Origin of the sequence: Pseudomonas sp. BN607, assembly GCF_029871175.1 — a bacterium.
Classification (GTDB): domain Bacteria; phylum Pseudomonadota; class Gammaproteobacteria; order Pseudomonadales; family Pseudomonadaceae; genus Aquipseudomonas.
Map to the genome: position 1 here is coordinate 30301 of NZ_SSOE01000015.1, position 12574 is coordinate 42874.

A 12574-nucleotide genomic window follows, 5' to 3' on the forward strand; every position below is an offset into this window, starting at 1 on the left:
CAGGAGCAGCCTTTCCAGCGGATCAACCCAACGCCGACATCAGAAGTGCACGCTGGTGGTCAACAGTGCAGTCCGCCCGGCCGCCTGGTTGGCGAAGTGGGTGGAGAATGCCTTGTCGTAGTACACCTCGTTGGTCAGGTTCTGTACGTTCAGCTGCAGGTCGATGTTCTTGGTCAGCTTGTAGGCGGCCATGGCGTCGTAGCGTACGTAGCTGTCGACCATGGTGGTGTTGGCCACGTTGCCGTACACGTCATCCACGTAGAACGCACCACCGCCCACGGTCAGCTTTGGCGTGATCGAGTAGGTGGTCCACAGGCTGGCGCTGTTGTTCGGCGTGTTCGGCAGCTGGTTGCCGTCGTTGGCCTTGCCCACCGGGCCGCCGTCGATCTGGCGAGCCTGCATGTAGGTGTAGCCGGCGAATACCTGCCACTTGTCGGTCAGCTTGCCGCTGGCCGACAGTTCGATACCTTGAACCCGGGTTTCGCCGATGTTCTCGTAGGTGTTGGTGTTGACCTGGACCCGGGCGTTTTCCTTCTCGGTGCGGAACAGCGCCGCGGTCAGCGACAGACGCTCGTCAAGCAGGTCCCACTTGGTACCGATCTCGTAGTTGGTGGTTTCTTCCGGCTCCATGTCGCTGCCCAGCAGGTTGCCGTTACGGTCTGGCGTGCCGCCCAGCGGGTTGCCTTCGGTACCTTCGCCAAGCATGGCGCCAGGTGGCGTGGCGGAGGTGGCATAGGACACGTAGATGCTGCCGTTTTCGGCCGGCTTCCACACCAGGCCCAGCTGGCCGGTCACGAACTCGCTGACATCTTTGCCTTTGGCGGTGGTGGTGCCCGCAGCGTTGTAGGTCTTGTAGTCGGTGTCGAAGTGGTCGTAGCGCAGGCCCATGTTGACCAGCCACTCCGGGGTCAGCTCCAGCGTGTCGAACACGTAGATTGCCCGGGTCTTGCTGTTGGTGGTGGTGCCGGCATAGTTGCGCGAGATGGTGCCGTTCCACGGATCATCCGGGTTCGGGTTGCTCAGCGAGGTGCAGTTGTAGCCGCTGGTGGCGCCGATCATGCCCGGGGTGCAGTTGGAATTGGCAGCGCCGCCAGGCACGGTGTCAGTGTTGACGGTGTAGCTCGAGCGCTCGCTCTCTTCTCGGCTCAGCTCGATACCGGTCGAGAAGCTGTTTTTCAGGCCGCCGACGTAGAACTCGCCGAACAAGTCGGTCTGGTTGGTAGTGGTGGCAGTGTTGCCGACGCGGGTGTTGGCACGGCGCCAGACACTGCCGTTGTTGACGTTGCCCTTGCTGTCGTCAGGCTGGGTCAGGATGTAGTCCTGCATGCTGTTGCCGTGACGCAGTGTGTTCTTGATGGTCAGCGAGTCGGTCAGGTCGTGCTCGATGGCGAAGGTGGCGATGTCCACGCGGGTTTTGCGGAAGTCGCGACCGGTCAGGCCATAGAAGTTGTCGCTGTCGCCACCGTCGTTCGGCTTGCTCGGGTGCGCCGAGGTGCGCCCGGCGCTACCGTTTGCAGGGATGGTGTACGGAATGCCCGAGTCCGGCAGGTCGTCGCTTTCCAGGTGGTAGTAGTCAAGGTTGACGCGGGTTGGCGTACCCAGGCCGAAGGCCAGCGACGGGGCGATACCCCAGCGATCGTAGTTGACCTTGTCGCGGCCGGCGACGTTGCTTTCGTGGGTCATCAGGTTCAGGCGGCCAGCAACGGTATCGCTGAACTGATAGTTGCCGTCGAACGTGTAGCGCTGAGTCTGGTCGCTGCCCCAGGTCCAGGCGCCGTCCAGCGAGTTGCCCAAGTGTGCGCGCTTGCTCACCAGGTTGATGGTACCCCCTGCTGCCCCACGGCCGCCCACGGCCGAGTTTGGCCCTTTGGCCACTTCCACCGACTCGATGGCGAAGATTTCGCGGGTTTGCGCGCCAGTGTCACGCACGCCGTCCAGGTAGGTGTCGCCCTGGGCGTCGAAGCCACGGATGAACGGCCGGTCGCCTTGCGGGTTGCCGCCTTCGCCAGCGCCGAAGGTAATGCCTGGCACGGTGCGCAGGGCATCCTGCAGGGTCAGCGCGTTGGTGTCCTTGATCACCTGCTGCGGGATCACGGTAACCGAACGCGGGGTGTCCACCAGCGGTGCGGTGTACTTCTGCGAAGCGGCCTTTTCGACCTTGTAGTCGGTGCTGGCCTGTTCAGCCTTGCCGTTGACGCTGGTGGCGTCCAGGGTGATGGCGCTGCTGGCAGCCGGGTCGGCGGCGTGAACCGACGAGGCGCTTAGCGCGACACCGATGGCGGTAACGATCAGGCGTGGTGAGCTCACTGCAGATGGTACGTACTGGCGCATTGCTAAGAACCTTCCCCAAGGTGTTGAGGCGGCGGATACTAATGTAAGCAATTGTGACTCACAATTGAGATTCGTTACCATTCGTGAAGAATTTACAATCTTTACAATTTGCCCTTACGGTTTCATGCAGCTGAAACGTCTTAAGCGGTGAATGGGGCTTGTGTAGCGCAAAAGGGAATCAATATCATTGGCGCCTTTACATTTCCTTACGGTGCCGCCGCCATGCTGCTTCACATCCCAGGCCTGTTCGACGCAGATGAACTGGCCCGTATCCGCAAGGCGCTGGAGCAGGCCGACTGGGCCGACGGCAAGGTTACGGCTGGCTACCAGTCAGCCAAGGCCAAGCACAACCTGCAGCTGCCAGAAGGCCATGCGCTGGCCAAGGAAATCGGTAGTGCGCTGATCGACCGCCTGTGGAAAACCCCACGCTTCATGTCGGCAGCCTTGCCCCACAAGGTGTTCCCGCCGCTGATCAACTGCTACCGCGAAGGCGGCAGTTTCGGTTTCCATATCGACAATGCCTTGCGCCAGCCCAAGGGCAGCCCGGAGCGGGTGCGCACCGACCTGTCCTCGACGTTGTTCCTCAGCGACCCGGACAGCTACGACGGCGGCGAGCTGGTGATTCAGGACACCTTTGGCGAGCAGCAGGTCAAGTTGGCCGCCGGTGACCTGGTGCTATACCCCGGTACCAGCCTGCACAAGGTCAACCCGGTTACCCGTGGGCAACGCTATGCCGCGTTCTTCTGGACCCAGAGCCTGGTACGTGAGGACAGCCAGCGTGCGTTGCTGTTCGAGATGGATAACGCCATCCAGCAACTGACAGCCGACGTACCTGAGCACCCTGCGCTGCTACAGTTGACCGGTACCTACCACAACCTGCTGCGCCGCTGGGCCGAGGTCTGAGCCGTGTCCTATCAGTTGCGACGTGAGGAAGTAGTGGATGTGGCCGGCTTGCAGGCCATGCTCGAGGAGAGCCCCGGCAAGGCCGCCCAGGCAATTCTGGCAGCGGCGGGGCAGGGCGCGATCGAGGCACAGTTGCTGCTGGGGCAGATCCTGCTGGATGGCCGTGGTATCCAGGAGGATGCCACCGTTGCCCGCCGTTGGTTCGGTATTGCTGCACAGGGCGGTAGTCCCATGGCGCACAACATGCTCGGCCGTTGCCTGGAGCATGGCTGGGGGGGGGAGCCAAGCCTGGAACAGGCGGCCATTCATTATGCGCGTGCCGCAGACGCTGGGCTCGACTGGGGCCTTTACAACCTGGGTAACCTGCTGGCTACCGGGCGCGGGGTGCCGGCCAATCAGGCGCAGGCGCTCATGTGTTACGAAAAGGCTGCGCAGTTGGGGCATGCCAAGTCGATGAACCTGTATGGGCGTTACCTGGAGCAGGGTATTGCCACGGCACCGAGCCCCGCGCGGGCGGTGCGCTGGTATCGACGCTCGGCCGAGGCGGGGGATTTCCGCGGGATGTTCAGCCTGGCGTTGGTGTTGGTCGAGCGCGGGCAGTTGGCCGAGGCAGGGCAGTGGCTGGAGCAGGCCCGGGTTGCGGGGAACATGAATTTCCTGCGTGCTGCGTTGGTAACCCTGCAGGGCGCGGGGCCGGTGTTGATGGCCTTTGCCGCACGGTATGCCGAAGAGATCGAGCGGCGCGGCGAGTAAGAGGCCTGCACAGGAGAGCACACATGAAAACGGGGCCTTGCGGCCCCGTTCTGCATTACAGGTAGTAAGCCTTCAGCGGCGGGAAGCCGTTGAATTCCACTGCGCTGTAGCTGGTGGTGTAGGCGCCGGTCGACAGCCAGTACAGGCGGTCACCGATGGCCAGGTTCAGCGGCAGGCCGTACTTGTAGTTTTCGTACATGATGTCGGCGCTGTCGCAAGTCGGGCCGGCGATGACCACTTCCTCGGCTTCGCCTTTCTTCTCGGTCCAGATCGGGAACTTGATGGCTTCATCCATGGTTTCGATCAGGCCAGAGAACTTGCCCACATCGGTGTAGATCCAGCGCTCGACGGCGGTACGCGACTTACGTGCAACCAGCACCACTTCGCTGACCAGGATACCGGCGTTGGCGATCAGCGAACGGCCTGGCTCGAGGATGATTTCCGGCAGTTCGTCACCGAAGTCTTCCTTGAGGAAGCGAATGATCTCTTCGGCGTAGGTTTCCAGGCTGTTGGTCCGGGTGATGTAGTTGGCCGGGAAGCCGCCACCCATGTTGATCAGCTTCAGCTCGATGCCGTCTTCTTCCTTCAGGCGCTCGAAGATGACCTTGACCTTGGCGATGGCGGCGTCCCATACGCTGATGTCGCGCTGCTGCGAACCGACGTGGAAGGAGATGCCGTAAGGCACCAGGCCCAGGTCGCGGGCGAGGATCAGCAGATCCATGGCCATGTCGGTCTGGCAGCCGAACTTACGCGACAGCGGCCAGTCGGCAGTGGTCGAGCCTTCGGTCAGGATACGCACGTACACTTTCGAACCCGGGGCGGCCTTGGCGATGTTGCGCAGGTCGGCTTCCGAGTCGGTGGCATACAGGCGTACACCCTTCTCGTAGAAGTAGCGGATGTCCTTGGACTTCTTGATGGTGTTGCCGTAGCTGATGCGGTCGGCGCTGACGCCGCGGCCCAGCACTTTGTCCAGCTCGTAGATCGAGGCGATGTCGAAGCTCGAGCCTTTCTCTTTGAGCAGGTCGATGATCTCGACGGCCGGGTTGGCCTTGACCGCGTAGTAGACCTTGGCGAATTCGAAACCGGCGCGCAGGTCGTCATAGGCCTGGCTGATCATCTGCGTATCGATGAGTACGAACGGGGTTTCCTGCTTGTCGGCGAACGCCTTCATTTTCTGGAAGGTGTCACGCGCGAAATAGTCTTCGACCTGGATCGACATGCTCAGGGACTCCATGGGCAAACAAAAAGAATAAGTGGCTGCAAACTGAACGTCCTCCGTATCCCCACTTTGGTTCGCCTACTCAGTACTTGAGCCGGATGGATCGTTTCCAGCATGGACGTTCGGCGCGCACTTTAGGGCGTGAAGAATGCAGAATCAACAGGCAATCCGGGCGTGATCGGCGTTGATCGACGACCAGCCATTTGAATAACCGACTCGTGTGACCGGCTGATGTTCCCCGCGATGTTTCAAGCGTAAAAAATTGTGGAATGGAGCGTGTTGGGCCCTTCGCGGACAAGCCCGCTCCTACAGGGGATACGCGTTCAATGTGGGAGCGGGCTTGCCCGCGAAAAGGGCGGAGGTGTTCATATTTATGGCCACATTTTCCTGGTACCCCCGTACAGGAAATCGCCTATAAATTTTTTGTTACCGACTGGCGGATTTGCCGGTTTTGATGAGAAACATTACTATTTGCACCCTTGTCTGCCTCCCTGATGACCCCGACCGTGTCCGGACCCAAAGGCTTCCTCGACCACTACCATGAGCTGATCGGCACCTGGACGCGCAAATTGCGCAGTCGGCAGCAGGCCGAGGACCTCACCCACGATGCCTTTGTCCGGGTACTGGAAAACCCGCGCGAGCGGGTCGAGCAGCCACGCGCCTACTTGCACCAGACCGCACGCAACATTGCCGTGGATGGTTTTCGCCGCGAGGATCGCCGCCAGGCCCTGGAGCAGGGGGTCTTCGACGCCGCTGCTGCCGGCAGTGGCGACCCAGAGGCGTACGTGCATGCGCTGGAGCTGGCTGACAGCGTGGAGCGGGCGCTGGCCGAGCTGCCACTCAACTGCCGGCAGGTGTTCATCTGGCAGAAGCTCGAGGGCCTGACCCAGGCCGAAATCGCCGAGCGCATGGGCTTGAGCAAGAACATGGTCGAAAAGTATATGATCCGCACGCTTCGGCACCTGCGTGAGCAGCTGGATGTGTCGGCATGATGAGTCAGGAGACCTTTTCGATGAAACCTCACGGTAGCGAAACCGTCCGCGAGCAGGCCGCCGCATGGTTCGCCCGTGTGCAGGATGCGCCCAAGGATGCCGGGCTGCAGAAACAGTTGCGTGCCTGGCTGGCCAGCGATGAGCGTCACCGCCAGGAATACGAGCATCTCTGCCGGGTGTGGCAGGCCGCCGATTTCATCCCACGCCAGCGCCTGGCAGCATTGGCCCAGCCGGCACCGGTACAGCAGTTGCCGCGTCGGCGTTTGCTGCGCCAGGCGCTGGCTGCCAGTGTCGCGGTGTTGGCGCTGGGCCTTGGCTGGGGCGGCTGGCACTACCAGCAACTGAACCATCAGGGCAGCTTGCAGACTGCCTTCAACGAGCGACGCCAGGTCGAATTGCCGGATGGCTCGCAGCTCGAGCTCAATGGCAGTACGCAACTGCAAGTCGACTTCAGCGCCGGGCAGCGGCATATCCGCCTGAGTGCCGGTGAGGTGATGTTCAGCGTCGCCCATGACAGCAGCAGGCCGTTCGTGGTCGACACTGCGCAAGGCCGCGTGACGGTCACCGGAACGCGCTTCGATGTGCGCCTGGACCCGGCCAGCACCCGAGTGGCGGTGGAGCAGGGTTCGGTACGGGTGCAGGGCCAGGGTGCGTCGTTGGCACAACTGACGGCTGGGCAGGGCTCGAATATAAATGCACAAGGCCTGGTAGCCGCACCTTATGCGGTGAACACCGGCGCCGTCACCGCCTGGCGGCAGGGCAAGCTGGTGTTCGACAACGCTACCCTCGCCGATGTGGTGGCCGAAGCTTCGCGCTACCGCAGCCAGCCATTGCGGGTCGCCCCGGGTAAAGCCGCCCAGTTGCGCCTGTCCAGTACCTTCAACACCGACGACACTGACGCGTTGCTGCGCGCCTTGCCGAGCATCCTGCCGGTGGCCATCAAGGCCCATGAAGACGGCTCGCGCGAAATAGTCGCGAAATAAATTCAGGTTTTTTTCCGCTCGTTCGTCTTCCTCGCCAGCTGCAACTGCCAAGCATTTCCATTTGCACGCGGTTGGCGTTTATTCCGCATTCAGGAAGTTTCGACGACGTGAACAACAACAAGCCCTTCCCACGCTTGAGCGCCCTGGCGCTGGCCCTGGCGGTCAGCGCCGCGGCCGTCCATAGCCAGGCCGTCCAGGCCGCCAGCCCGATCCAGATCCAGGCCCAGCCGCTGGCTTCGGCGCTGAACCAGCTTGGCCAGCAGACCAATCTGCAGCTGTTCTTCAGCCCCGAACTGGTGGCTGGCAAGCAGGCCCCGGCCGTGTCCGGCCCATTGGCGCCTGAGCAAGCCCTGCAGCAATTGTTGCAGGGCAGCGGCCTGACCTACGAAATGTCCCAGGGCACCGTAGTGCTCAAACCGGCCCAGGTCGACGGCACCTTGACCACCGGCAGCCTGGAGCTGGCACCAACGGACATCAAGGTGGTCGGTGACTGGCTGGGGGATGCCCAGCAGAGTGTGGTGCAGAACCACCCTGGCGCGCGCACCGTGGTGCGCCGCGAGGCCATGGTCGAGAAGGGCGCGATGAACGTGCGCGATGTGCTGCGCGGTATTCCGGGTGTGCAGGTGCAGGACTCCAACGGCACCGGCGGTAGTGACCTGTCGCTGAACGTTGGGGTGCGCGGCCTGACGTCGCGCCTGTCACCGCGCTCCACGGTGCTGATCGACGGCATACCCGCAGCCTTCGCACCCTATGGCCAGCCACAGCTGTCGATGGCGCCCATTTCCTCGGGCAACCTCGACAGCATCGACGTGGTGCGTGGCGCAGGCTCGGTGCGCTATGGCCCGCAGAACGTCGGCGGGGTGATCAACTTCGTCACCCGGGCGATCCCCGAGAAGGCTTCGGCCGAGCTGTCCACCACCCTGGAAACCTCCCAGCATGGTGGCTGGAAGCATACCGAGTCGGCCTTCGTCGGCGGCACGGCGGAAAACGGCATGGGCGTGGCGTTGCTATACACCGGGGTGAACGGCAACGGCTATCGCGAAAGCAATAACGGCAACGATATCGACGACGTCATTCTCAAGACCCACTGGGCGCCGACCGACGTCGATGAGTTCTGGCTCAACTTCCATTACTACGATGGCCGTGCCGACATGCCCGGCGGCCTGACCCAGGCCCAGTACGACAGCAACCCGTATCAGTCGGTACGCGATTACGACTACTTCGCCGGCCGCCGCAAGGATGTGTCGTTCAAGTGGCAGCGCCAGCTCGACGAAGCCACCCAGTTCGAAGTGCTGACCTACTACACCGACAGCTTCCGTGGCAGCGCCATTGCCGCGCGCGACATGAAGACCCTGTCGTCATACCCGCGCAATTATCACACCTTCGCCATCGAGCCCCGGCTGTCGCGGATCTTTTTCGCAGGCCCGACCACCCAGGAAGTCAGCGTCGGTTACCGCTACCTGAAAGAAGCGATGCGTGAGCAGTCCACTCGTCTGGCGCTGATCGACAATGTACCGACGCCTACCCCGACTTCCGATGGCCACGTGTTCCAGGACCGCAGTGGCGGCACCGAGGCAAGCGCCTACTACATCGACGACAAGATCGATGTGGGCAACTGGACTATCACCCCGGGCATCCGCTTCGAGCACATCAACACTGACTGGCGCGATCGCCCGGTGCTTGGCGCCAACGGTCAGCCAGTGCCGGAGAAAAAGCGCAGCATCACCAGCAACGAGCCGCTGCCGGCGCTGAGTGTGATGTACCACATCTCTGATGCGTGGAAGGTGTTCGCCAACTATGAGACCTCGTTTGGCAGCCTGCAGTACTTCCAGCTGGGCCAGGGCGGTACTGGCAACAGCACGGCCAATGGCCTGGAGCCGGAGAAGGCCAAGACTTATGAAATCGGCACCCGGTATGACAACGGTGGTTTCGCCGGTGAGTTGACCGCGTTCTACATCGACTTTGATGACGAGCTGCAGTACATCAGCAACGACGTGGGCTGGACCAACCTCGGTGCGACCAAGCACCAGGGCATCGAGGCTTCGGTGCGTTATGACCTTGCCGGGCTGGACCCGCGGCTGGACGGGCTTTCGGTGAGCGGTGGCTATACCTATACCCGCGCTACGTATGAGGGGGACATTCCGGGCTTCAAGGGCCGTGACCTGCCGTTCTATTCGCGCCAGGTGGCCACTGCCGGGGTGCGTTACGCCGTTAACCGCTGGACCTGGAACCTGGACGCCTATGCCCAATCGAAGCAGCGTGCGCCGGGTACTGGGATCAATGCCGACGGCAGCTTCAATGGCGATTACATTACCGAGCCAAGTGCCGACGGGCAGTATGGCGATATTCCGGGTTATGTGACCTGGCATGCCCGCGGTGGGTATGAATTCGGGCCTGAAGTGTCCAACCTGAAGCTGGCGGCGGGGGTGAAGAACCTGTTCGACAAGCAGTACTTCACCCGCTCCAGCGACAACAATGCCGGCCTCTATGTGGGTGAGCCGCGGACTTTCTATGTGCAGGCTAGCGTAGGGTTCTGATCTGAACTCGCCGGGGGCCGCTGTGCGGCCCATTCGCGGGGCAAGCCCGCTCCCACAGGCTTGATATCGACGCCGTCCTGTGGGAGCGGGCTTGCCCCGCGAATGGGGCGCAAGGCGCCCCCCGGCATTACGAAACCACTGCCTCGGCCGGCGAGACGATACTGGTCTTGGCGCCGCGCGATCTCCCCGAGCTCAGGTACGCCGCGATCGATTCCTGAGTCACCTCGCCCAGGAATACCTGCTCGGCATCCAGCACTGGCAACCACGCGCGGTTGAACTCATACATGCGCGACAGCAGGATGCGCAAGTGCTCATCGTACGACGCCGTGGCATTGAACTGCCGCAGGAAATCACCGCAAGTGCCTTGCTGGCGGTGCATGTCGCGCCGGCGCACGTAGCCCAGGGCCTTGTTCTGTGCATCGGTCACTACCACGTAGCGGCGGTCGTGCTCATCCAGCAGCTCCAGCGCGTCGCTCACCGGTGTTTCCGGGCTCACCGAGGGCGCGTTGTCCGCCGCATCCTCGGCACGCACCAGCAACAGGCGTTTGAGGGTGCTGTCCTGGCCAACGAAGTTGCTCACGAAATCATCCGCTGGGTGCGCCAGCAGGGTATCCGGGTGATCCAGTTGCAACAGCTTGCCGGCACGGAAGATGGCAATCTTGTCGCCCAGCTTGATCGCTTCGTCGATGTCATGGCTGACCATGATCACGGTCTTGTTCAGTGCCCGCTGCATCTCGAAGAACTCGTTCTGGATCATCTCGCGGTTGATCGGGTCGACCGCGCCGAACGGTTCATCCATCAACAGTACCGGCGCTTCTGCCGCCAGCGCACGGATCACGCCGATACGCTGCTGCTGGCCACCGGAAAGCTCGCGTGGGTAGCGTTGCAGGTACTGCTTGGGCTCCAGCTTGATCATGTGCATCAATTCGCGGGCGCGCTCGTGGCATTTCTGTTTATCCCAGCCAAGCAGGCGCGGGACCACGGTGATGTTCTCCTCGATGGTCATGTTGGGAAACAGGCCGATCTGCTGGATCACGTAGCCGATGTGCCGGCGCAGGGTGACTTCGTCCAGGCCGGTGGTGTCTTCGCCGTTGATGAACACCTGGCCGGAGGTCGGCGTGATCAGGCGGTTGATCATTTTCAGCGTGGTGCTCTTGCCGCAGCCCGACGGGCCGAGGAACACGCAGATTTCCCCTTCGTTGACGGTGAGGCTTACCGAGTCGACGGCTTTGACGTCCTTGCCGTTGACGTTGAAGGTTTTGCTGAGGTTCTTCAGTTCGATCATGAGCGCAGTCCTTCTGGAGTCAGGGCACGTTGCAGGGTTTGCAGCAGCAGGTCGGCGATGATCGCCAGCAGGCTGACCAGTACGGCGCCGACCAGCAGCATCGACATGTCGCTGCGGCTGATGGAAGTCAGAATCAGCACGCCGAGGCCGCCAGCGCCGATGGTGGCGGCAATGGTCATCACACCGATGTTCATCACCACGGCGGTGCGCACCCCGGCGAGGATCACCGGCACGGCGATGGGCAGCTCGACCATGCGCAGGCGCTGGCCGAAGGTCATGCCGATGCCACGCGCGGCTTCACGGATACCGGGCTCGACATTGGTCAGGGCCAGGTAGGTGTTGCGCATGATTGGCAGCAGCGAATAAAGAAACACGGCAGTGATCGCCGGCAAGGGGCCCAGCCCCTGGCCGAACTTGGAGTAGAACGGCAGCAGCAGGCCGAACAACGCAATCGATGGGATGGTCAGTAGCACCGTGGCGCTGGCCTGCAGCGGGCCGGCCACCGCCGGGAAGCGGGTCATCAGGATACCCAGCGGCACGCCAACGAGGATCGCCAGGCCGACGGCGATGCCGACCAGCATGATGTGCTGCCAGGTCAGTTGCAGCACCTGGGCCCAGTCGAGGTGGGCGAACGTGTCGAGCAGGCTCATGGCTGTACCTCCTTGAGGGGATGCTCTCGCAGGAAGGCGGCGGCCACTGCGGACGGGTTCTGGTGGTCCACGTCGACCTTGGCATTGAGCTGGCGCATGGTCTCGTCATCGAGCTGCTCGGCCAGTGGCTTGAGCAGGGCGACCAGTTGCGGGTTGGCGTCGAGCACGGCCTTGCGCACCACCGGGGCGGCGGTGTAGTCGGGGAAGTAGTGCTTGTCGTCTTCGAGCAGCTTGAGGTTGAACGCGCTCAGGCGACCGTCGGTGGTGTAGACCAGGCCTGCGAACACCTGGTTGTTGTGCATGGCCGTGTAGACCAGGCCTGCGTCCATCTGGCGGATATTGGCGCGGCCGACCTGCAGGTCGTACATCTCCTTGAGCCCGACCAGGCCGTCGGGGCGGTTGGCGAACTCGGTGTCCAGGGCCACCAGGTGGTTACGCTTGCGCTCGTCGCGCAGCACCTGGTTGAGGTCGCTGATCGAATTGATCTGGGGGTAGGCCTCGGCGACCTGCTTCGGCAAGCCGAGGGCATAGGTGTTGCTGAATTTCGATGGGGTCAGCCAGATCAGGTCTTTCTTGGCATCCAGCTCCTTGACCTTGGCGTAGGTGGCCTCGGCACTGGGCATACGCTCATCGATGTGGTTGTAGGACACCAGCGACACCCCGGTGTATTCCCACATCAGGTCGAGCTGGCCGGTTTCCTGGGCCTGGCGAGCGATGCTGCTGCCAAGGCCGGTGGTGACGCGTACGTCAAAGCCGTTGGCGCGCAGGTATTGCGCGGTGATTTCGGCGAGCACGGTCTGTTCGGTGAACACCCGCGCGCCGATGCGCACCAGGGGTTTTTCCGCTGCCTGGGCAACTCCTGCGAACAGCAGGGCCGCGCCCAGCAGCAAGGCGATTCTCTTCTTCATGCGTTTCCTATCC

At 62.4% G+C, this 12574-nt stretch carries 10 protein-coding genes; 5 read left to right on the top strand and 5 right to left on the bottom strand.

Annotated features, from left to right (window positions below; genetic code table 11):
* Positions 1 to 39: 39 nt before the first annotated feature.
* Positions 40 to 2331, bottom strand: a complete 2292-nt coding sequence (locus tag E8E68_RS00250; protein WP_266028504.1) for a TonB-dependent siderophore receptor — start codon at positions 2329 to 2331, stop codon at positions 40 to 42.
* Between the two features lie 222 nt (positions 2332 to 2553).
* Here E8E68_RS00250 and E8E68_RS00255 point away from each other — a divergent pair, with 222 nt between their 5' ends.
* Complete coding sequence (locus E8E68_RS00255; RefSeq protein ID WP_110744917.1) at positions 2554 to 3234, top strand: Fe2+-dependent dioxygenase; 681 nt, start codon at positions 2554 to 2556, stop codon at positions 3232 to 3234.
* Positions 3235 to 3237: 3 nt separating this feature from the next.
* The gene (locus E8E68_RS00260) at positions 3238 to 3987 is read left to right on the top strand and encodes a tetratricopeptide repeat protein (RefSeq protein ID WP_266028502.1); all 750 of its coding nucleotides are present in this window, start codon (positions 3238 to 3240) and stop codon (positions 3985 to 3987) included.
* A 55-nt stretch (positions 3988 to 4042) separates the two neighbouring features.
* On the opposite strand, the gene E8E68_RS00265 is transcribed toward E8E68_RS00260, so the two are convergent.
* Positions 4043 to 5206 (bottom strand): type III PLP-dependent enzyme, encoded by a 1164-nt coding sequence (locus tag E8E68_RS00265; protein WP_016713187.1) that lies wholly within the window; start codon positions 5204 to 5206, stop codon positions 4043 to 4045.
* A 494-nt stretch (positions 5207 to 5700) separates the two neighbouring features.
* Here E8E68_RS00265 and E8E68_RS00270 point away from each other — a divergent pair, with 494 nt between their 5' ends.
* The 3 genes from E8E68_RS00270 (at position 5701) to E8E68_RS00280 (ending at position 9718) form a co-directional block, all read left to right on the top strand.
* Positions 5701 to 6198, top strand: coding sequence for a sigma-70 family RNA polymerase sigma factor (locus E8E68_RS00270; protein WP_110744915.1), 498 nt, complete (start codon positions 5701 to 5703; stop codon positions 6196 to 6198).
* 20 nt (positions 6199 to 6218) lie between these two features.
* Complete coding sequence (locus tag E8E68_RS00275) at positions 6219 to 7181, top strand: FecR family protein (protein ID WP_266028499.1); 963 nt, start codon at positions 6219 to 6221, stop codon at positions 7179 to 7181.
* A 107-nt stretch (positions 7182 to 7288) separates the two neighbouring features.
* Positions 7289 to 9718: a TonB-dependent siderophore receptor gene (locus E8E68_RS00280; protein ID WP_280339080.1), complete on the top strand. Its 2430-nt coding sequence runs from the start codon at positions 7289 to 7291 to the stop codon at positions 9716 to 9718.
* Positions 9719 to 9845: 127 nt separating this feature from the next.
* Here E8E68_RS00280 and E8E68_RS00285 read toward each other — a convergent pair whose 3' ends face one another.
* The 3 genes from E8E68_RS00285 to E8E68_RS00295 are packed head-to-tail and all read right to left on the bottom strand — an operon-like array spanning position 9846 to position 12561.
* Positions 9846 to 11003, bottom strand: a complete 1158-nt coding sequence (locus tag E8E68_RS00285) for an ABC transporter ATP-binding protein (protein WP_110744912.1) — start codon at positions 11001 to 11003, stop codon at positions 9846 to 9848.
* On the bottom strand, positions 11000 to 11653 hold the full coding sequence (locus E8E68_RS00290) for an ABC transporter permease (protein ID WP_003248487.1): 654 nt from the start codon (positions 11651 to 11653) through the stop codon (positions 11000 to 11002). Before E8E68_RS00290 ends, E8E68_RS00285 begins: the two co-directional genes overlap by 4 nt.
* Complete coding sequence (locus E8E68_RS00295) at positions 11650 to 12561, bottom strand: glycine betaine ABC transporter substrate-binding protein (protein ID WP_110744911.1); 912 nt, start codon at positions 12559 to 12561, stop codon at positions 11650 to 11652. The genes E8E68_RS00290 and E8E68_RS00295 overlap by 4 nt, the downstream gene beginning before the upstream one ends.
* Between the last annotated feature and the right edge of the window lie 13 nt (positions 12562 to 12574).